The following is a 19,371-nucleotide window of genomic DNA, read 5'->3' as shown; positions in this document are numbered from 1 at the left end:
TCTCGAAGTAATCCGGCAACGAGGCCGGGGCCGTATGGCGAGCCACAAGCGACCCATCCGGAACACGAGAGAAAGACGCGTGTCATAGTGTCCACCACACATGGTCCGACAATGCTCCTGACACACTCAGGGGAGTATGTCCAACTGCTCACACCGCGCGGAGAACGCGTGGATGCCCCGGGTTTCGACCCGTGGGTCGCCGATATCGGCTCGGTCGAACTGCGTTCGCTTTACGAAGACATGCTGATCAGCCGACGGCTTGACACCGAAGCCACAGCACTGCAGCGACAGGGTGAGATCGGGCTCTGGCCGCCGCTTCTCGGGCAGGAAGCAGCACAGGTTGGCTCTGCCCACGCATTGCGGCCGAGCGACTTCGTCTTCGGCAGCTATCGCGAGAATGCCGTTGCTTTTTGCCGAGGCGTCGACCTGACGACGATGATCTCCGTCTGGCGCGGAAACGCGAACGCCGGCTGGAACCCCTACGACATCAGCATGGCTGCTCCGGCGATCATCATCGGGGCGCAGACCCTCCACGCCGTTGGCTACGCCATGGGCTGCGATTTCGATCGGTCCGATGACATTTCGGTCGCCTACTTCGGCGATGGTGCGACAAGCCAGGGCGATGTGAACGAGGCGATGATTTTTGCCGCGAGCTTCTCCGCTCCCGTCATCTTCTTCTGCCAGAACAATCACTACGCCATCTCCGAGCCTGTCGGCGTGCAGACAACGAAGCCGATCGCCGACCGTGCGCCGGGCTTCGGCATTCCCAGCATCCGTGTCGATGGAAACGACGTGCTCGCCGTCTTTGCGGCAACAGCTATTGCCGCAGATCGGGCGCGGTCGGGAAACGGGCCGACCTACATTGAGGCGGTCACCTACCGCATGGGACCCCACACGACAAGTGATGATCCGACGAGGTATCGGCCGGAAACGGAACTCGAAGAATGGCGTGCGAAGGACCCTCTCGACCGTGTCAAGCGCTACCTGATGAAGATCGGGGCGCTCGACGATGCCCAGATGCAGGCGATCGATGACCACGCCGACCGGGTTGCGAAAGACCTGCGGGCCGCGATTCGAGCTCTTCCCGAGCCGGAACCGCTGTCGTTCTTCGACACCGTCTTCGCCGAGCCCAATGCCCACCTCGCCCGCCAGCGAAGCCAGCACGCCGCGTATCTTGCGGCTTTCGATGGAGGTGAGCGCTGATGACCGATCAGAAGACAGCAGACACCGCAGAGAACGTGCGCACACTTACCCTGTCGAAGTCGATAAACGAAGGGTTGAGGCGAGCGCTCTCCGATGATGACAAGGTTATCCTCATGGGGGAAGACATCGGCGACCTCGGGGGAGTCTTTCGCGTGACCGACGGGCTCAAAGCGGAGTTTGGGCCGCGCCGCGTCATCGACACCCCGCTCGCGGAAGCCGGCATCATCGGCACCGCTGTCGGGCTCGCCTACCGCGGCTACCGTCCGGTGTGCGAAATTCAGTTTGATGGGTTCATCTATCCCGGATTCGACCAGATTGTCGCCCAGGTGGCCAAGCTGCACGCTCGGACAGCTGGCGACGTGCGCATGCCGATCACGATTCGGGTGCCGTTCGGCGGTGGCATCGGCTCAGTTGAGCACCACTCTGAATCTCCGGAGGCATACTTCGCTCACACCGCGGGTCTGCGGGTTGTTTCCTGTGCAAACCCACAGGACGCATATTCAATGCTCCGACAGGCGATCGCCAGTGACGACCCCGTGCTCTTTTTTGAGCCGAAGCGACGCTACTGGATGAAGGGTGAGGTTGACCTTGAGAGCACCCCCGAGCTGCCCCTGAGCTCGGCACGCGTGCTGACGAGCGGAACCGATGTCACGCTCGTCGCCTACGGGCCGCTTGTACCGACAGCGATGAACGTCGCAGCGGCTGCGGCCGATGATGGCGTCTCTGTTGAGGTCATCGATCTGCGCTCGCTTCAGCCCGTCGACTTCGATGCCGTTGTCGCGTCGGTGCGTGTGACGGGGCGCCTTGTGGTCGCACACGAAGCGCAGCGGTTCGCCGGGCTAGGGGCCGAGATCGCCGCGACGATCACAGAACGCTGCTTCGAGTTTCTCGAAGCGGCGCCCGAGCGCGTGACCGGATTCGACACTCCGTACCCGCCCGCCGCCTTCGAGGACCAGTTTCTCCCCGATCTCGATCGCATTTTGGATGCGGTCGACAGGGCGATGGGTCGCCGAAATTCTCTGAGCGGCTGGAGGTTTGACGGATGAGCATCAAGGACTTTCTCCTCCCCGACCTCGGCGAGGGGCTTACAGAGTCAGAGATCGCCAGCTGGAAGATCGCCGAGGGCGACACCGTCACGGTGAATCAAGTGATCGCCGAGATTGAAACGGCGAAGGCTCTCGTTGAGCTCCCGTCGCCGTTCGACGGAACGATTCGCACGCTCTATGCCGAGGAAGGCTCCACCGTGCAGGTCGGCGCACCCCTCATCGCCTTCGAGCTCGACGGTGGTGACGATGAGCCGGAAGATGGCGGTGAGACGCAAGAACGCGAGCCCGTGCTCGTTGGGTACGGTCCGAAGAAAGAAGGCGGAGCGGCGCCGAAACGCCGGCGACGGTCGTGGGAAAGTGCATCGTCTGCCACTGCTGCGACATCGACAGAAACGTCGGAGTGGGATGCCGCGGCGGTGCCATCGCTCGAAACTGCCGGCTCTGCAGTGGGCGCTGAGCGCACGGAACGCCCGAGGACGACCCCTCCGGTTCGTATCTTCGCTCGCGAATGCGGCGTTGACCTGACCGGTGTTGCCGGCACGGGAGCAGGAGGGCTCATCACACGGGCAGATGTTCAGCGGGCAGCAGAGGCCAGTTCCACCGACCAGGCGCGCGAGCAGGCAGTGCCTCACGAGGGGAATCGCGAAGACGTCCGCATTCCGATTAAGGGTGTGCGCAAAGCGACAGCGGCGGCGATGACGGCGTCGGCGTTCACGGCGCCGCACGCGAGTGAGTTCATCACCATCGATGTGACGCGCACAAGCGAACTCGTGACACGGCTGCGAGAGCAGCACCCGAAGACCCGCATCACTGTCATGACGATCGTCTCGAAGGCGATGCTGCTCGCGGCACATCGCACGCCGTCGGTGAACGCTCACTGGGACGAGGACGCACAGGAGATCATCGAGTTCGCCCACATCAACCTCGGCGTTGCGGCGGCGACGGATCGAGGACTCGTCGTCCCCGTTGTGAAAAACGCAGACGCGATGGGGTTGCTTGATCTTGCCGATGCGATCGCAGCCCTTGTGGCGACGGCCCGTGAGGGCAGAACCCAGCCCGCGGATATGTCGGGCGGAACAATGACGCTGACGAACGTCGGCGTCTTCGGCGTGGATGCGGGAACTCCCATCCTCACACCGGGGCAGTCCGCGATCCTCGCGGCGGGGGCCGTGCGCCGCCGGCCGTGGGAGCACAATGACGAGATCGCGCTGCGCGACGTCATGACGCTCAGCATGTCCTTTGATCACCGCATCGTCGACGGGGAGCAGGCGTCACGCTTTCTTGTCGATGTCGCGCGTGTGCTGAACGACCCAGGCACGGCACTCACGCTTCTCTGAGCGGAGAGGTCACGAGGCGCTCGTCTGATGCTTCGTGACCTCAGCTCGTGAGGGCGGCGTAGCTCATGCGCTCGAGCAATGCCCGCAGCCGATCCGCCCTTGCCGCACCACGGCGACGGACGGAGTAGGGCGTTGAGTTCATGAGACCGAAGGCCGCGTGTGCGCGCACGCGCAACTCGGCGACGTCGGCATCGGGAGAAAGTCGCTCGAGAAGCGAGACCCACAGCTCGACATACTGCCTCTGAAGGAGCCGTACCGTGTGTGCATCGTGTGGCGAAAGCGCGCTGCGATCGCGGTCATGCACCCGGATGACGTCTGTATTGCGTATTGCGAAGTCGACGTGGAATTCGATCAGCGCACGCAAAGCGAGATCGCCCTCCGGAGCGCGTTGCGTTTCGAGTGATCCGCCCTCGAGCAGGTCAGTGCTGACGCCGATGAGCAGCTCAGCAAGGACTGCCTGCTTGCTGGGAAAATGACGGTAAACGGCCGGGCCCGAAACGCCGACGGCGGTGCCGAGGTCTTCCATCGAGACGCCATTGAAGCCATGTTCCGAAAACAGAGCGGCCGCAGCATCGAGGAGCGAGAGCCTTCGCTTGTTCTTCGCGTCGCTGCGCCCGTGTGGCTTCTCTGACATGCCCGGCCTCCTCTGGCTGTCTGCTGGCACTGGACACTTCAGTTATTGAATACTAACCTAAGAGAAGGCGAGTTAATGCTCGCTAACTGAAATCGGTCATCGTCGACCACAGGGGAGTCATGCACACTCTGACCACAGCCATCGACCCGTCATCTGACGGAGCGAAGCGCAATGCCGCAGCGCAGCAATCGCTTGTCGGCGAACTCACCGAGCGATTGAGCTCCGTTCGCCGCGGCGGGAACGAACGCGCGCGAGATCGTCACGTCGCGCGTGGCAAGCTTCTGCCTCGCGATCGCATCGATCGGCTCCTCGACGAGGGGAGCCCGTTTCTCGAGGTCGCGCCGCTCGCGGCCGACGGACTCTATGACGGCGCTTCGCCCAGCGCTGGCGTCGTCGCGGGGATCGGTGTCGTGCACGGCCGTCACGTGATGGTCATCTGCAACGATGCGACGGTCAAGGGCGGCACGTACTACCCGATGACGGTGAAGAAGCATCTTCGAGCGCAGGAGATCGCCGAGCAGAACAGGCTTCCCTGCATCAGCCTCGTCGACTCGGGCGGAGCATTTCTGCCGATGCAGGACGACGTGTTTCCCGATCGTGACCACTTTGGGCGAATCTTCTATAACCAAGCGCAGATGTCCGCGGCGGGAATTCCCCAGATCGCTGCGGTGCTCGGCTCGTGTACAGCGGGTGGTGCCTACGTGCCCGCGATGAGCGACGAGACGGTGATCGTCCGCGAACAGGGAACGATCTTCCTCGGGGGCCCGCCCCTCGTGAAAGCGGCAACGGGGGAGGTTGTCTCGGCCGAAGAGCTCGGAGGCGGCGACACTCATTCGCGCATCAGCGGGGTGACAGACCATCTTGCCGACGACGATGACGATGCGTTGCGCATTGTGCGCGACATCGTGAGCACTCTTCCGCAGAACCCTCCACCGGCGTGGGCCGTCAGCGAAAGCAGTGAGCCCGCCGTCGACGCCGGTTCGATCTACGACGTTGTTCCTGTCGACCTGCATGAGTCATACGACGTCCGAGAGGTCGTCGCTCGCATCGTTGACGCCAGCGGCTTTCACGAGTTCAAACGTGAATATGGGACCACCCTCGTGACGGGGTTCGCCCACATCCATGGGCATCCTGTCGGCATCATCGCGAATAACGGTGTGCTGTTCTCGGAGTCCGCACTCAAGGGAGCGCACTTCATCGAGCTCTGCGACCAGCGGGGAATTCCCTTGGTGTTTCTGCAGAACATCTCGGGATTCATGGTGGGCCGTGAGTACGAGGCGGGCGGCATCGCCAAGCACGGGGCAAAAATGGTCACGGCCGTTGCGACAACCAGAGTCCCCAAGCTCACCGTCGTGATCGGAGGCTCGTTTGGGGCTGGCAACTACTCGATGTGCGGGCGGGCGTATTCGCCTCGTTTTCTCTGGATGTGGCCCGCCGCTCGCATCTCGGTCATGGGCGGGCAGCAGGCGTCGGAAGTGCTGGCAACGGTGAAACGCGATGGCATGACGAAACGCGGCGAGACCTGGAGCGACGACGAAGAGCAGGCATTCCGAGCGCCGATCCGCGAGCAATATGAGAATCAGGGCAGTCCGTACTATTCCACCGCCCGCTTGTGGGACGACGGCATCATCGACCCGGGTCAGACCCGCACGGTGCTCGGGCTCGCCCTCGACGTCAGCGCACGCAGCCCGCTCGATGATTCCGGCTTCGGCCTATTCAGGATGTGATGATGTTTCAAACTGTCTTGATCGCGAACAGAGGCGAGATCGCCGTACGCATAATCCGGACGCTGCGGCGCCTCGGCATCCGTTCCGTTGCCGTGTACAGCGACGCGGACGCCACTGCTGCCCATGTTCGCGCAGCAGACAGCTCCGTGCGGCTCGGACCCGCTCGAGCATCCGAGAGCTATCTCAACATTGATCGCGTGATCGATGCTGCGCGTCGCTCGGGCGCTGATGCCGTGCACCCCGGGTACGGATTTCTCTCGGAGAACTCACGCTTCGCCGCCGCCTGCGCAGCCGCGGGACTCACCTACATCGGCCCGGAGCCGCACGCGACAGAGATTATGGGCGACAAGATTCGGGCGAAGCAGCGCGTCGAAGCAGATGGAGTTCGTGGCATTCCGGGGCGCGCGGTGCCCGGCATGACAGATGACCAACTTGTCGAAGCTGCGAATACGATCGGGTACCCGGTGCTCGTGAAGCCCTCCGCAGGCGGCGGGGGCAAGGGAATGATTGACGTACACCGCCCCGAAGACATGCCGGAGGCTCTCAGCGCAGCTCGACGCGTTGCGTCTGCGGCCTTCGGCGACGACACTCTGTTCGTCGAGCGACTGATCACGTCGCCACGGCACATTGAGGTGCAGGTGCTCGCCGACACGCTCGGAACAGTGTTGCACGTGGGAGAACGGGAGTGCTCGCTGCAGAGACGACATCAGAAGGTGATCGAAGAGGCACCCTCGTCGTTGCTCGATGAGGCGACGCGGGAACGCATTGGCCGTGCAGCGTGCGATGTTGCGCGCAGTGTCGATTACACGGGTGCGGGAACTGTTGAGTTTCTCGTGTCGGCCGACGCACCAGACGAATTCTTCTTCATGGAGATGAATACGCGTCTGCAGGTGGAGCACCCCGTGACCGAAGCGGTGACGGGCATCGATCTGGTGGAGCAGCAGTTGCACATTGCGGCGGGAGAGCCGCTTGCTCTCGCGCAGGACGACATTTCGCTGACCGGCCATGCCGTTGAAGCTCGTCTCTACGCCGAAGACTCCAACTTTCTTCCCCAGGCAGGAACCGTCGCGCATGTCGCGTTCCCCCGCGACGTTCGCGTCGACAGCGGAATCGAACGAGGAACCGTCGTCGGCTCCGACTACGACCCAATGCTGGCAAAGATCATCGCGTACGACGACACACGCGAAAGGGCGCTCGAGAGACTCGGCCGCGCACTCGAGAAGACTGTTGTCTTCGGTGTCACAACGAACACGTCATTTCTTCACAGTCTGGTCACCGATGCAGATGTGCGTGCAGGAAAGATGGACACGACGACGATCGACTCGCGGATTCCAGACGGCGAGGCCGACAGCGTCAACGGACGCGTCTGGGCTGCTGTTGCCCTTGCCGTGCACCAGTCACGGTGGCGCGGCGCCGGGGCGGACCCGTGGGCGACGCCCAGCGGGTGGAGGCTCGGAGCTCCCGCGCGAGCAATTGACACGCGGATGCGGTGTGGCGGAGATGAGCGCACGATGACCGTCTCGGGCCCGCCAGAGGCCGCGCGCGTCGATGAGCGTGCGGCGAGCATTCATGGCGACGGACTCGAGCGTCAGGTTGAGATCGACGGTGAGATTTCGACAGTTGCTGTTATGCAGATCGGCGAGAGCATCTGGATTCACGACGGACACGAGGCACGGGAATTCATTCTCGTTGACCGAGACAGCGCACGGGCGGCACGAGCAGACAGCACGCGTGTGGAACCAGAGCTGCGCTCGCCGATGCCCGGAACGATCGTCGCCGTATCGGTCGCCGACGGAGACACCGTCGCCGCGGGCGACACGGTGCTCGTGATCGAGGCGATGAAGATGGAACACCGCATCGTCGCGCCCATTGCCGGAACGGTAACCCGTGCGGCATCCCTCAACCAGACGGTGGCGAAGGACGCCATCGTCGCGACAATCATTGCCCCAGACAACGCGGGCAATGCAGACGAGTCCCACAAGGACGCACACAATGAAGGAGACAACGCGTGAACATCGAGCTCGACGAGGATCACCTCGAACTTGCGCAGACGGTGAAGGACTTCGCCGACACGGTGATTGCCCCCGCCGCCTACAGCTACGACACCGAACGGCGCTTGCCACTCGAGATCATCGATCAGATGGCCGAGATGGGGCTCTTCGGTCTGCCATTTCCCGTCGAGTTCGGAGGGCGAGGCAAGGACTACCTGTCACTCTGCCTCGCTGTTGAGCAGCTCTCTCGAGTCGACCAGTCGATCGGCGTGACACTCGAGGCCGGAGTCGGCCTCGGCGCGATGCCGGTCTATCGCTTCGGCACCGATGCGCAGCGCGAGCGGTTTCTGCCGCAGCTGACGTCAGGCAAAGCGCTCGCCGCATTTGGGCTCACAGAGGCCGAAGCGGGCTCAGATGCCGGAGCGACGAAGACGACGGCCGAGATGATCGACGGCGAATGGGTGATCAACGGAACGAAGCAGTTCATCACCAATTCAGGCACGCCCATCACACGGCTGATCACGGTCACGGCTGTGACGGGCAGCCGCACGTCATCGCGGGGTGGAACGGTGCCGGAGCTGTCATCGATTCTCGTTCCGACCCCGGCAGACGGCCTGACGGTTCACCCCGCCTACGACAAGCTGGGATGGCACACGTCAGACACGCACCCGCTCAGCTTCGATGACCTTCGGGTGCCAGAAGAGAACCTCCTCGGGGAGCGCGGGCGCGGGTTCGCCAACTTTCTCTCGATTCTCGATGAAGGCCGAGTTGCCTTTGCCGCGCTGTGCACCGGCGCTGCTCAAGGGTGCCTTGAGCAGGCGATCTCCTACGCGAAATCACGGAATGTGTTCGGCACAGCGATCGGCTCGAATCAGCACATCGCGTTTATGATCGCCCGAATGGAGGAGCGTGCACATTCGGCACGATTGGCGTACTACCACGCGTGTTCTCTTCTCATGGCGGGGAAGCCCTTCAAGAAGGAGGCGTCCCTCGCCAAGCTCAGCGCGAGCGAAGCGGCAATGGCGAACGCGCGTGACGCCAGCCAGATCTGGGGAGGCTACGGATTTCTCAATGAGAACGCCGTCGGCCGTCACTACCGTGACTCCAAGGTTCTCGAGATCGGCGAGGGCACAACAGAAGTTCAATTGATGATCGTCGCTCGCGAGCTCGGGCTCGTAGAATAGAAGTGGAGGCGACAATGGAGCGTCGGATCGAAGAGCAGCGCGGACTCTACTTTGAGGAGTTCGATGAGCGGACGTGCTATCGACACCGACCGGGCCGTACAATCACCGAGGCCGACAACGTGCTCTTCACAACGCTCAGCATGAACACGCAGTCGCTGCACCTCGACGCGGCGTGGAGTGCAGAGCAGCCGTTCGGCGAGCGGCTCGTCAACTCGATGCTGACGCTCTCGACTCTCGTTGGGCTCTCGGTCGCGCAGCTGACGCAGGGAACGATCGTCGCCAACCTCGGGTTTGAGAAGATCGCCTTTCCGCTTCCCATGCATCACGGCGACACGCTGTACGCAGAGACGATCGTCACGGCGAAGCGGCTGTCGAAGTCCCGTGTCGGGCAGGGAATCGTGACTCTCGAGCACACGGGGCGAAATCAGAATGATGAGGTTGTCGCGACTGCCGTTCGCAGCACTCTCGTCTGGTCAAAGGGAGCACAGCCATGACATTTCGAATGGGTCCATCGCTTCTCTTCTGCCCGGCGGATCGCCCCGAGAGGTTCGACAAGGCCCGAGACCGAGCGGATGCTGTCATCCTCGACTTCGAAGATGGTGTCGACCCCGAATCGCGTGATGCCGCGCGTGACGCTCTTCGAGAGCATCCACTCGACCCGGCGACGACGATTGTGCGTGTGAACCCGGCAGATACCGCCGACTTTCTGCACGACATCGAGGCTCTGCGCTCCACTCAATATCGAACTGTCATGTTGTCAAAGACCGAGCGCACAGACCACGTCGAACGCCTGAACGGGTACAAGGTCATCGCGTTGTGTGAGACAGCCAGCGGAATCATGATCGCCGAGAAGCTTGCCCAGATGTCGACGGTCGTCGCACTGATGTGGGGCGCGGAAGATCTCATCGCGTCTCTCGGCGGCAGCGGGAGCAGACGCCCTGACGGCCGGTATCGAGACGTTGCGGCGCACGCGCGCTCTCGTGTGCTGCTTGCGGCAGGATCGGCGGGCAAGGCGGCGATCGATGCCGTGCATCTCGACATCGACGATCGCGCAGGGCTCGAGACCGAGGTCGAGGATGCCGTTGCCTGCGGTTTCGCCGCGACGGCGTGCATCCACCCCAGTCAGGTCTCGGTGATTCGCGATGGCTACCGGCCCACCCCCGCGCAGCGTGAGTGGTCGCGTGCTCTGCTCGATGAGGCAAAGGGAAGAACCGGGGCATTCCGGTTTCGCGGTCAGATGGTCGACACGCCCGTGCTTCGGCACGCCGAGCAGGTGCTTCGCCGTACACAGCGCGACGGCGTCTCGAATGGGTCACGACTTCACGATGTCGGCACGCCGAGCGGTGAGACATCGCTGTGATGATCTAGAGTCAGGGAAAGGCATCGGGGGATGCTGACGTGCAGCAGCGGGAGGGGCTCATGAACGTACAGCACATGAGCGGTGAAGGTTCACAGCGTGTGGCGGAGCTTCGCCCGCACGATCATCGCGCGCTGCAGACAACAAACACGGCAGACGTCGATACGCCCACCGTCGCCATGCCGGTGCGGAGGCTAATCGCCGACACCGATCTTGCGGTGTTCCCCGTGGCTATCGGAGGCAGCGTCTTCGGATGGACGGCCAGTGCAGACGACACCGAAGGGATCCTCGACAGATACGCGGCCGCGGGCGGAAATTTCATCGACACGGCAGACAGCTATGCTTCGGGACTCAGCGAAGTGCAGATCGGGCGCTGGCTGCGGCGACGCGGCAATCGCGACGACATGGTTGTGGCAACGAAGATCGGGCGCCACGCCGACTACCGTGGTCTTGCTCGCACGACGGTCACCGCGGCCGTCAACGCGAGCCTCGAACGCCTCGGAACCGACCGAATCGACCTGCTCTACCTTCACGAGGACGACCCAAGCACACCTCTTGAAGAGACGCTTGGCTCTGTGCGCGACCTCATCGACGCCGGCAAGGTTCGTGCCGTCGGGGCCTCAGGGCTTCCTGTCGACAGGCTCATCCAGGCACGCATCCTCGCTGCCGCCGGATACCCGAGAATCGTTGCCTTCGAAACGGAATACAGTCTCGCGAACCGTACCGACTTCGAGGGCGACAGGGCACTCGTCGCTCGAGGACAAGACTTGGCCGTCATGCCGTATTTCGCGCTAGCCAGCGGATTTCTCACGGGCAAGTACCGCTCGAAGGCAGACTTCACAGGAACGACGAGAGCGACGCGGGCATCGGCGCATTTCAACAGACGAGGCATGCGGATTCTGCGCGCACTCGACTCCGTCGGCGCAGCACACGGTGTGGGCCCAGCGACAATTGCGCTGGCCTGGCTCCTCACACGCAAAGCGGTGTGCGCTCCCGTCGTGAGCGCGTCAGAGCCCAACCAAGTAGAGGCTCTCGTCGCTGCGCCGCGAATCGCGCTCAGCAGGTCACAGCTCCTCGAACTCGATCGCGCATCTCGCAGTTGACGTCACGACGCGCGGCCGAGCCGACTAGGCTGGAGTCGATGAACGCTGCCGTGCCCTTCCCCCTTGATCTGCCCGAGCTGGATTTCGAGGCGGCCGGTGGAACCCGAATTCGACGCAGCATCCTTCCGGGCGGCATCCGAGTTCTCAGTGAGTCCGTCCCAGGCGCTCGCAGCGCAACGATCGGGTTCTGGGTGGCCGTCGGATCGCGCGACGAATACCTGGCTCAGAGCCCCGTGTCTGGGCAGGGATCGACTCACTTTCTTGAGCACCTTCTCTTCAAGGGCACTCCAACCCGGAGCGCTCTCGACATCGCTGTGGCCTTCGACTCGGTCGGCGGCGACAGCAATGCAATGACAGCCAAAGAGTTCACGTGCTACTACGCGAAGGTGCGCGACCGAGACCTGCCAATGGCCATCGGCGTTCTCGCCGATATGGTGACGAATTCCGTGATCGACGACGGCGAGTTCGAAACCGAGCGCGGCGTCATTCTTGAAGAGCTCAGCCATGCCTCAGACGATCCAGGTGACGTTGCCGGAAACGCGCTGTTCGAATCGGTTTTCGGCACCCACCCGCTCGGTCGCCCTGTCGGGGGAACGCCCGAGACGATCGAGCAGGCGACGCGCAGCGGTGTGTGGGATCACTACCGTCATCACTATCGACCGGACGAGCTCGTGATCTCGGTTGCCGGCGCCGTCGACCATGACGATCTCGTCGCTCTGGTGAATCAATCGCTTGCGGGAGCACAGTGGGAGCTCGATCCCGACGCGACGCCGGTTGCCAGGCGACCGCAGGGCCCCGACGCATTCTCGGGCACCCGTCGACTGCAGACGATCGCCCGGCCCATCGAGCAGGTGCATCTCATGCTGGGCATGCCCGGTCTCGTGGCCAGCGACCCCGATCGGGTGATCCTCAGCATGCTCAACGCGATCCTCGGCGGCGGAATGTCGAGTCGGCTCTTCACCGAGATTCGCGAACGGCGCGGGCTCGCCTATTCTGTCTATTCCTTCGCTGGAGCGCATTCAGATGCGGGTATGCAGGGCATGTATGCAGCGTGCTCTCCGCGCAATGCGGCAGACGTCGCACAGCTGATGCAGGCCGAGCTGCAGAAACTCGCCGACGTTCCTGTCGGCGATGAGGAGCTCGCGCGGGCCTACGGTCAGCTTTCTGGCCGAGCCGCACTCAGTCTCGAAGATTCCGACGTGCGCATGTCACTGCTGGGGCGGGCAGAGATCACCCTCGGCGAATACCTCGATCTTGATGAGAATCTTCGTCGGCTTGCGAGCGTCACGGCAGCCGACATTGCCACCATGGCAGCACGGCTCGTGGCGCAACCGCAATCAATCGTCGCTGTCGGAGCGGTCGATGACGATCTCTTCGCCGACGTCGTGACAAGCAAGGAGTGATTCGCACGTGTCGCAGTATGTGTACCTCGTCAGACACGGGGAGCAGCAGGACGCCGAGCATGGACTGCCAGATGGGCCGTTGTCGCCGCGCGGTCGACGGCAGGCAGAGATGCTCTCGCAGCGCCTCGGCGGTGTTCCGTTCACGAGTGCCCGTCACTCTCCGCTGCAGCGCGCAGCAGAGACCGCGTCGATCATCGGCGAGCGGCTTCCGGCCCTCGAGCTCGAGCCGTCATCGCTCTTGTTCGATTGCATTCCCACGGGTGAGGGCGACGAGACGCCAGCGGCGTATCACCCGTTCTTCGGTGCGGTGACCGAAGACGAGATCGCGGCAGGCAGAGCGCAGATGGCGGATGCTGTTGCCGAGTTTCTCGGACCGAAGAAGGGCGAGAGCCACGATCTGCTGATCACGCACAACTTTGTGATCGCCTGGTTTGTTCGCGAAGTGCTCGGCGCGCCCGAATGGCGATGGATGACACTTGACCAGGCGCATTGCGGTCTGACGATCATCCAGCGCAAACCGGGGCGGCCGTGGACGCTTCTGACCCACAACGATCTCGCGCATCTCCCCGTCGAATTGAGAACGGGGCTTCCCGAACAGCTACCCGTGTGAGGATGCTGTTGTCAGACGCTTTGTGAACCAGGTAGTGGCGTTCGGGTTCGCGTTGTACGCGTCAATTTCCGTGTATCCGCAAGAACGGTACAGTCCATTCGCCGCATCAAGTGACGCATGTGTGTCGAGCACGACGTCGTGTGCACCGAGCGATGCGGCAATCTGCTCGAGCTCGCCGACGAGCAGCCGTCCCAGCCCACGTCCGCGCGTTTCTGGGCGCACGTAGAGATGTTTGATCTCGAACCGGTCGGGCGAGAGCGCGCGTACACCACCGCAGCCGAGTGGGAGGACGCCGTCATAGAGAATGACGAACTCACCCGTTGGCGGTTCAAAATTCTCTGGCAGCGGCGTCGAGGTCACGTATCCGCCGCCCGGGTGCCCGCTTCGACGAGCATCGAAATACTCGTCGAGCAGCATTGTCGCATCGGCTGTGGAGACGGGGGAGCGCCGTACTGTTGTCACTGTGCGATTCTACGACCGCTGGTTGATAGATTGGAGCAATGACGACACGCGTTGCATTGGCCGGGGCACGGGGCAAGATGGGCAGGCAGATCGACTCGGTTCTCGCCGACATGGACGGGTTCGAGGTGGTCGCGCGCCTCGGGAGATCGAGCGACCTCAGCGAGCTGGACGGCGCGGATCTTGTTGTTGACGTGACGCATCCAGAAGCCAGCGGCGCCGTCGTCGAGCACGCGACAAAGAACGGTTCTCGGGTTCTGACCGGCACATCGGGTTGGTCGGCGCAGCGAATCTCGGAGCTGGGCGCTGCGCTTCCTGCCGAAGGCGGGGTGCTGATCATTCCCAACTTTTCGCTCGGCTCCGTTCTCGGCACAACCTTTGCCACAATCGCGGCCCGCTTCTACTCATCGATCGAGATCGTCGAGAGCCACAGAGCGTCGAAAGCGGATTCTCCGAGCGGAACGGCCGTCCGCACCGCGGAGCTCATGGCTGCCGCTCGCGATGGCCTCGGCCCCGTCGAAGCACCGCACACCGAGCAGCGTGCGCGGGGGCAGGAGGTCGCAGGCATTCCCGTTCACAGCCTGCGTCGTCATGGGATCGTCGCACGGCAAGAGACCCTTTTGGGCGGCGACGGCGAGACCCTGAGCATCGTGCACGACACAATCGATCCCAGCGCGTATGAACGCGGCATCCGGGTGTCTCTCGAAGCCGTCGCGACGGTGCACGGAGTGGTCGTCGGTCTGGAGAATGTTCTCGATCTCGGAATCAACCGCTCATGAAAGCTCGTACGGGCGCGATCGTCATGGCCGCCGTGCTCGTTCTGTATCTTGCCCTCGTCGGCCAGCGAGCCGTGCAGTTCGTACTCACCGGGGTGCCGATCGCGGTCGCAATCGGCGTCGCACTCATCGTTCTTCCGATCATCGGGGTCTGGGCTCTTGCCATGGAACTTCAGTTCGGCATCAAATCAGGTCGACTCGCGGACGAGCTCGACGCCGCGGGCGAGACGCCGGCCGATCTCCCTGTTCTTCCGAGCGGACGAGTGGAGCGTTCGGCAGCGGATGCGGCATTCCCCACCTACAAGGCCCACGCAGAAGCCGAGCCGGAGAATTGGCGGGCGTGGTTTCGGCTCGGGATCCTCTATCGGGGGGCTGGAGATTCACGACGCGCGCGTGCTGCCGTGCGTCGAGCTATTCGCCTTCACGACGCAGATGCAAAGCGGGCCGACCGGTAAAACCGATCGGCCCGCAAACAATGACGCGTCAGGCGAGACTTGCCTCGAGCGTGATCTCAACTCCGGCGAGAGCCTGAGACACGGGGCAGCCGCCCTTCGCGGCCTCGGCGAGACGTTGAAACTCCTCGTCGCCGATGTTCGGGACCTTGGCGTTCACCAGAAGGTGGCTTCCGGTGATCTTCGGCCCCGAGGGGTCGAACGTCACGGCAGCCGTCGTCTGAATGCTCTCGGGCGGGAACCCGGCATCGACGAGCGTGTTCGAAAAGGCCATCGAGAAGCACGCTGCGTGCGCTGCGCCCAGCAGCTCCTCCGGGGTCGTCGTGCTCTCTGAGCCCTCGGAGCGCGCCTTCCAATCGACAGCAAGTGAGGCGCTCTTGGACGAATCGAGCGACACCGTACCGTTCCCTTCGAAAAGGGTGCCGTTCCACACTGTGGTGGCTTCGCTTGTGACAGCCATGCTTCCTCCGTTCATTGGGTGCAGCGCACCCTCGTGGCGAATCTCTGTACCTCGAGCCTAACCATTCGCAGGTCGCATAGCGACGGGTTCGCTACGATGACTCCTGAGGAGGTGCGAATGGCACGAGGCGATGAAACAGCGTTGGTGACCGGCGCGACGTCGGGCCTCGGGTTGCAATTCTCCGAGCAGCTCGCTCGTCGCGGGTTCGGCCTTGTTCTCGTCGCTCGAGACCGTGTTCGGCTGCACGAGGTACAGGCGGACCTGATCTCCCGGTACGCACTTCCCGTCGAGATCATCGCCGCAGATCTGGTGACACCCGAGGGGCTTTCCGCGGTCGAATCTCGCGTCGCCGGGCGGCCGCTCAGGGTGCTGGTGAACAATGCCGGTTTCGGTTTGAAGCGGCCATTCGATCGCGCGACGATCGACGAAGAAGAGAAGCATCTCGACATCCACGTGCGCACGCCGATGCGACTGATGCACGCAGCGCTTCCCACCATGCTCAATCGTGGCGCCGGCACCATCATCAACGTGGCGAGCGTCTCAGCATTCACTCCCCGAGGCACGTACGGTGCCGTGAAGTCGTGGATCGTCTCGATGTCACGATGGGCGAACAATCAGTACCGGCCTCGCGGGGTTCACGTGACGGCCGTGTGCCCGGGGTTTGTGCACACGGAGTTTCACCAGCGGCTCGGGGCGAGTCTCGACGACATCCCTTCGTGGATGTGGCTTGACGCCGACGCTGTTGTGGCGACGGCGCTCAAGGACGCTGGGCGGGGCCGTGCGGTGTCGATCCCCTCCCTGCGCTATCGCGCGCTGGTCTCGGCGAGCCGCATCGTTCCGTCAGCGCTTTCGCAGCGTCTCGCCGCACGAGGCCGGTGACTGAACCGAGGGGGAGCCGGTACTCTAGGAAGGTGACGAACGCAGAGAATCCCTTCGGCCAGGTCCTCGTTGCGCTGGTGACTCCGTTCACCGCCGATGGCGAAGTCGACTGGCCCGGCGTCGAGAAGCAGATCGACGATGTCATCAGCCAGGGTGCGGACGGCATCGTCGTCACCGGTACGACGGGGGAAACCTCCACGCTCACCGACCCTGAGAAGATTCGGCTTGTCGAGGTCGGCAAGTCTGTCGCGGCGGGCCGCGCCAAGATCATCACGGGCGGCGGCTCCAACGAGACGGCGCACGCAATCGAGCTCTACAAAGAGAGTGAACGCGTCGGGGCAGACGGGGTCATGATCGTCACTCCGTACTACAACAAGCCAACGCAGGCGGGCATTCTCACCCACTTCCGGTTGATCGCCGACGCCACGGACCTTCCCGTGATTCTGTATGACATTCCCGGTCGCACGGGTGTGCCGATCACCTACGAGACAATTCTGCGCGCGGCGACGCACCCGAACATCCGAGCTGTCAAAGATGCAAAGGGCAATTTCTCCGAGGTCAGTCGCGTGCTCAATCAGACAGATCTCATGTACTTCTCTGGCGACGATGCCAACGCACTCCCGCACTTGTCCATCGGCGCAACGGGCCTCATCGGCGTCACAGCCAATATCACCGCACGCCCATACAGGCAGATGGTGGATGCCGTGAACGCCGGCGATCTCGCGACGGCAACGGCCGCGCACAAGGGCGTCGAGCCGCTCGTGCGCGCCGTCATGACGCATGTGCCGGGAACGGTGTCGGCGAAATACATTCTCCACGGTCTCGGGCGAATTCAGAGTCCGCGTGTACGACTGCCCCTCGTGGGTCCCGAAGAGTCCGAGGCAGCCCGCATTGAAGACGATCTTGCCTTCGCCCACGACATCGACGGCGCCGACTTCACAAACTTCCGCCCCGACCGCAACGCGGCGGCTGGCGGTGCGCTACCCAAGGTGCACGGCACCACGCGCTGACGCGCACAATCCAGACGACAACAGAATCAAGGAGGGCTTATGCCCAATGCCGTAATCGATCCGCCCGCGCTCCCACAAGGCACCCTCAGGGTGATGCCGGTCGGAGGGCTCGGCGAGATCGGTCGCAACATGACAACCTTCGAGATTGACGGCAAGCTCCTCATCGTGGACTGCGGCGTTCTCTTCCCCGAGGAATACCAGCCGGGCGTTGACCTCATCCTGCCCGACATGTCCCCGATCAAGGACCGTCTCGACGATGTCGTCGGCCTCGTGCTCACTCACGGCCACGAAGACCACATCGGCGCCGTTCCGTACCTTCTGCGACTTCGCTCCGACATTCCGATCATCGGCTCCGGCCTGACGCTCGCCCTCACGGAGGCGAAGCTTAAAGAGCATCGCATCAAGCCCTACAGCCTGACGGTCACAGAAGGTCAGCACGAAAAGCTGGGGCCCTTCGACCTCGAGTTCATTGCCGTCAATCACTCGATTCCCGATGCACTTGCCGTCGCTATCAAGACGGAGGCCGGAACGGTGCTGGCCACGGGCGATTTCAAGATGGATCAGCTTCCTCTTGACGGGCGCATCACCGATCTGGGCAGCTTTGCTCGGCTTGCCGACACCGGCGTCGATCTCTTTCTCGTTGACTCGACAAACGCCGACGTACCCGGGTTCACCCCGCTCGAGCGATCGATCGGGCCCGTGCTCGAACAGGTGATCGCGAAGGCTCCCCGGCGTGTAATCGTCGCGAGCTTCTCCAGTCATGTGCACCGGGTGCAGCAGGTTTTGGATGCCGCTCACGCAAACGGCCGTCGCGTTGCGCTGCTCGGTCGCTCGATGCTGCGCAATATGACGATCGCGGCGGAACTGGGGTACCTCCGCGTCCCCGACGGCGTTCTGATCGACTACAAGAAGGCGAAAGACATTCCCGACGACCAGATTGTCTACATGTCGACCGGGTCACAGGGCGAGCCGATGGCCGTGCTGAGCCGCATGGCCAACCTTGACCACGCAATCGAGCCGGGGGAGGGTGACACCGTCATTCTCGCGTCGAGCCAGATCCCGGGAAACGAGAGCGCCATCTATCGCGTTATCGACGGGCTGACCAAGCTGGGTGCGAACGTCGTGCACAAGGGAAACGCGAAGGTGCACGTCTCCGGTCACGCGGCTGCAGGAGAGCTCCTCTACTGCTACAACATCCTCAAGCCGAAGAACGTGCTCCCGGTTCACGGCGAATATCGTCACCTCATCGCGAACGCGAAGCTCGCTCACGACACAGGCATCCCCGAGGAGAACACGTTTGTCGCTGAGAACGGCACCGTTCTCGACCTGCGAGACGGAAAAGTCGATGTTGTCGGCCAGGTCGACATCGGTTTCGTATACGTCGACGGCGCGACAGTCGGCGAGATCACCGATTCCGACCTCAAGGATCGCAGGATCCTCGGCGAAGAGGGCTTCATCTCGATCATCGTCGTCGTCGAATCTCAGACGGGGCGTGTCGTCACAGGGCCCGAGATCCACGCGCGCGGCTTCGCCGAAGACGACGCGGTCTTCGACAAGGTGCGACCCAAGATCGAGGCAGCACTCACCGAGGCTGTCGGCAACGGCGTTCGTGACCAGCATGCTCTGCAGCAGGTGGTGCGGCGCACTGTTGGCCGCTGGGTGAATAACTCGTATCGTCGCCGCCCCATGATTGTTCCGCTCGTTATCGAGGCGTAGGTCCAGTCTGGGCGAACTTCCGCG

The 19,371-nt window shown here is 63.1% G+C and carries 19 protein-coding genes; 16 read left to right on the top strand and 3 right to left on the bottom strand.

The window, feature by feature from the left end:
• The first annotated feature begins 111 nt into the window (after positions 1–111).
• The 3 genes from pdhA to HCR84_RS09975 are packed head-to-tail and all read left to right on the top strand — an operon-like array spanning position 112 to position 3,586.
• Positions 112–1,203 carry a pyruvate dehydrogenase (acetyl-transferring) E1 component subunit alpha gene (pdhA, locus tag HCR84_RS09985; RefSeq protein ID WP_166981519.1) on the top strand — a complete coding sequence of 364 codons (1,092 nt, stop codon included), beginning with the start codon at positions 112–114 and terminating at the stop codon, positions 1,201–1,203.
• The gene (locus tag HCR84_RS09980; RefSeq protein WP_195706626.1) at positions 1,203–2,249 is read left to right on the top strand and encodes an alpha-ketoacid dehydrogenase subunit beta; all 1,047 of its coding nucleotides are present in this window, start codon (positions 1,203–1,205) and stop codon (positions 2,247–2,249) included. Before pdhA ends, HCR84_RS09980 begins: the two co-directional genes overlap by 1 nt.
• The gene (locus HCR84_RS09975; protein WP_166981522.1) at positions 2,246–3,586 is read left to right on the top strand and encodes a dihydrolipoamide acetyltransferase family protein; all 1,341 of its coding nucleotides are present in this window, start codon (positions 2,246–2,248) and stop codon (positions 3,584–3,586) included. Before HCR84_RS09980 ends, HCR84_RS09975 begins: the two co-directional genes overlap by 4 nt.
• A 40-nt stretch (positions 3,587–3,626) precedes the next feature.
• Here HCR84_RS09975 and HCR84_RS09970 read toward each other — a convergent pair whose 3' ends face one another.
• Positions 3,627–4,220, bottom strand: coding sequence for a TetR/AcrR family transcriptional regulator (locus HCR84_RS09970; protein WP_166981525.1), 594 nt, complete (start codon positions 4,218–4,220; stop codon positions 3,627–3,629).
• A 119-nt stretch (positions 4,221–4,339) separates the two neighbouring features.
• Between HCR84_RS09970 and HCR84_RS09965 the strand changes: the two genes are divergently transcribed.
• Genes HCR84_RS09965 through HCR84_RS09930 form a run of 8 tightly spaced genes read left to right on the top strand, consistent with a single transcriptional unit; the run spans position 4,340 to position 13,595 of the window.
• Complete coding sequence (locus HCR84_RS09965; RefSeq protein WP_166981528.1) at positions 4,340–5,947, top strand: carboxyl transferase domain-containing protein; 1,608 nt, start codon at positions 4,340–4,342, stop codon at positions 5,945–5,947.
• The gene (locus HCR84_RS09960; RefSeq protein ID WP_218043568.1) at positions 5,947–7,959 is read left to right on the top strand and encodes an acetyl/propionyl/methylcrotonyl-CoA carboxylase subunit alpha; all 2,013 of its coding nucleotides are present in this window, start codon (positions 5,947–5,949) and stop codon (positions 7,957–7,959) included. Before HCR84_RS09965 ends, HCR84_RS09960 begins: the two co-directional genes overlap by 1 nt.
• Complete coding sequence (locus tag HCR84_RS09955) at positions 7,956–9,122, top strand: acyl-CoA dehydrogenase family protein (RefSeq protein WP_166981531.1); 1,167 nt, start codon at positions 7,956–7,958, stop codon at positions 9,120–9,122. Before HCR84_RS09960 ends, HCR84_RS09955 begins: the two co-directional genes overlap by 4 nt.
• 14 nt (positions 9,123–9,136) lie before the next feature.
• Complete coding sequence (locus HCR84_RS09950; protein ID WP_166981534.1) at positions 9,137–9,616, top strand: MaoC family dehydratase; 480 nt, start codon at positions 9,137–9,139, stop codon at positions 9,614–9,616.
• Positions 9,613–10,482, top strand: a complete 870-nt coding sequence (locus HCR84_RS09945; protein ID WP_166981537.1) for an HpcH/HpaI aldolase/citrate lyase family protein — start codon at positions 9,613–9,615, stop codon at positions 10,480–10,482. The genes HCR84_RS09950 and HCR84_RS09945 overlap by 4 nt, the downstream gene beginning before the upstream one ends.
• A 59-nt stretch (positions 10,483–10,541) precedes the next feature.
• Positions 10,542–11,582 (top strand): aldo/keto reductase, encoded by a 1,041-nt coding sequence (locus HCR84_RS09940; protein WP_244972459.1) that lies wholly within the window; start codon positions 10,542–10,544, stop codon positions 11,580–11,582.
• 38 nt (positions 11,583–11,620) lie between these two features.
• Positions 11,621–12,985, top strand: a complete 1,365-nt coding sequence (locus tag HCR84_RS09935; protein WP_166981540.1) for a M16 family metallopeptidase — start codon at positions 11,621–11,623, stop codon at positions 12,983–12,985.
• 7 nt (positions 12,986–12,992) lie between these two features.
• On the top strand, positions 12,993–13,595 hold the full coding sequence (locus HCR84_RS09930; protein ID WP_166981543.1) for a histidine phosphatase family protein: 603 nt from the start codon (positions 12,993–12,995) through the stop codon (positions 13,593–13,595).
• Here the strand turns inward: HCR84_RS09930 and HCR84_RS09925 are convergent.
• Positions 13,584–14,057, bottom strand: coding sequence for a GNAT family N-acetyltransferase (locus HCR84_RS09925; protein WP_235940638.1), 474 nt, complete (start codon positions 14,055–14,057; stop codon positions 13,584–13,586). The two genes, HCR84_RS09930 and HCR84_RS09925, sit on opposite strands and share 12 nt — an antisense overlap.
• 38 nt (positions 14,058–14,095) lie before the next feature.
• Here HCR84_RS09925 and dapB point away from each other — a divergent pair, with 38 nt between their 5' ends.
• Positions 14,096–14,833 carry a 4-hydroxy-tetrahydrodipicolinate reductase gene (gene dapB, locus HCR84_RS09920; RefSeq protein WP_166981546.1) on the top strand — a complete coding sequence of 246 codons (738 nt, stop codon included), beginning with the start codon at positions 14,096–14,098 and terminating at the stop codon, positions 14,831–14,833.
• A complete protein-coding gene (locus HCR84_RS09915; RefSeq protein WP_166981550.1) occupies positions 14,830–15,285 on the top strand; it encodes a hypothetical protein in 456 nt (151 codons plus the stop codon). The genes dapB and HCR84_RS09915 overlap by 4 nt, the downstream gene beginning before the upstream one ends.
• Before the next feature lie 28 nt (positions 15,286–15,313).
• On the opposite strand, the gene HCR84_RS09910 is transcribed toward HCR84_RS09915, so the two are convergent.
• Positions 15,314–15,742, bottom strand: coding sequence for an OsmC family peroxiredoxin (locus tag HCR84_RS09910; RefSeq protein ID WP_166981553.1), 429 nt, complete (start codon positions 15,740–15,742; stop codon positions 15,314–15,316).
• A gap of 117 nt (positions 15,743–15,859) precedes the next feature.
• Between HCR84_RS09910 and HCR84_RS09905 the strand changes: the two genes are divergently transcribed.
• Genes HCR84_RS09905 through HCR84_RS09895 form a run of 3 tightly spaced genes read left to right on the top strand, consistent with a single transcriptional unit; the run spans position 15,860 to position 19,347 of the window.
• Positions 15,860–16,621 (top strand): SDR family NAD(P)-dependent oxidoreductase, encoded by a 762-nt coding sequence (locus HCR84_RS09905; protein ID WP_166981557.1) that lies wholly within the window; start codon positions 15,860–15,862, stop codon positions 16,619–16,621.
• A gap of 32 nt (positions 16,622–16,653) precedes the next feature.
• Positions 16,654–17,631 carry a 4-hydroxy-tetrahydrodipicolinate synthase gene (dapA, locus tag HCR84_RS09900; RefSeq protein ID WP_166981560.1) on the top strand — a complete coding sequence of 326 codons (978 nt, stop codon included), beginning with the start codon at positions 16,654–16,656 and terminating at the stop codon, positions 17,629–17,631.
• 39 nt (positions 17,632–17,670) lie between these two features.
• A complete protein-coding gene (locus tag HCR84_RS09895; protein ID WP_166981564.1) occupies positions 17,671–19,347 on the top strand; it encodes a ribonuclease J in 1,677 nt (558 codons plus the stop codon).
• The last annotated feature ends 24 nt before the right edge of the window (positions 19,348–19,371 follow it).

This window comes from Paramicrobacterium fandaimingii, from assembly GCF_011751745.2.
In the GTDB taxonomy this organism is placed as follows: domain Bacteria; phylum Actinomycetota; class Actinomycetes; order Actinomycetales; family Microbacteriaceae; genus Paramicrobacterium; species Paramicrobacterium fandaimingii.
Note: the sequence above shows the minus strand (reverse complement) of the source record. Positions and strands in the feature narration are given on the sequence as shown.

Coding starts and splice junctions, on each gene's coding strand:
- HCR84_RS09975 (WP_166981522.1), top strand. CDS start 2,246: ATGAGCATCAAGGACTTTCTCCTCCCCGACCTCGGCGAGGGGCTTACA.
- HCR84_RS09970 (WP_166981525.1), bottom strand. CDS start 4,220: ATGTCAGAGAAGCCACACGGGCGCAGCGACGCGAAGAACAAGCGAAGG.
- pdhA (WP_166981519.1), top strand. CDS start 112: ATGCTCCTGACACACTCAGGGGAGTATGTCCAACTGCTCACACCGCGC.
- dapB (WP_166981546.1), top strand. CDS start 14,096: ATGACGACACGCGTTGCATTGGCCGGGGCACGGGGCAAGATGGGCAGG.
- HCR84_RS09950 (WP_166981534.1), top strand. CDS start 9,137: ATGGAGCGTCGGATCGAAGAGCAGCGCGGACTCTACTTTGAGGAGTTC.
- HCR84_RS09965 (WP_166981528.1), top strand. CDS start 4,340: ATGCACACTCTGACCACAGCCATCGACCCGTCATCTGACGGAGCGAAG.
- HCR84_RS09895 (WP_166981564.1), top strand. CDS start 17,671: ATGCCCAATGCCGTAATCGATCCGCCCGCGCTCCCACAAGGCACCCTC.
- HCR84_RS09915 (WP_166981550.1), top strand. CDS start 14,830: ATGAAAGCTCGTACGGGCGCGATCGTCATGGCCGCCGTGCTCGTTCTG.
- HCR84_RS09960 (WP_218043568.1), top strand. CDS start 5,947: ATGATGTTTCAAACTGTCTTGATCGCGAACAGAGGCGAGATCGCCGTA.
- HCR84_RS09935 (WP_166981540.1), top strand. CDS start 11,621: ATGAACGCTGCCGTGCCCTTCCCCCTTGATCTGCCCGAGCTGGATTTC.
- HCR84_RS09945 (WP_166981537.1), top strand. CDS start 9,613: ATGACATTTCGAATGGGTCCATCGCTTCTCTTCTGCCCGGCGGATCGC.
- HCR84_RS09910 (WP_166981553.1), bottom strand. CDS start 15,742: ATGGCTGTCACAAGCGAAGCCACCACAGTGTGGAACGGCACCCTTTTC.
- HCR84_RS09940 (WP_244972459.1), top strand. CDS start 10,542: ATGAACGTACAGCACATGAGCGGTGAAGGTTCACAGCGTGTGGCGGAG.
- HCR84_RS09905 (WP_166981557.1), top strand. CDS start 15,860: ATGGCACGAGGCGATGAAACAGCGTTGGTGACCGGCGCGACGTCGGGC.
- HCR84_RS09980 (WP_195706626.1), top strand. CDS start 1,203: ATGACCGATCAGAAGACAGCAGACACCGCAGAGAACGTGCGCACACTT.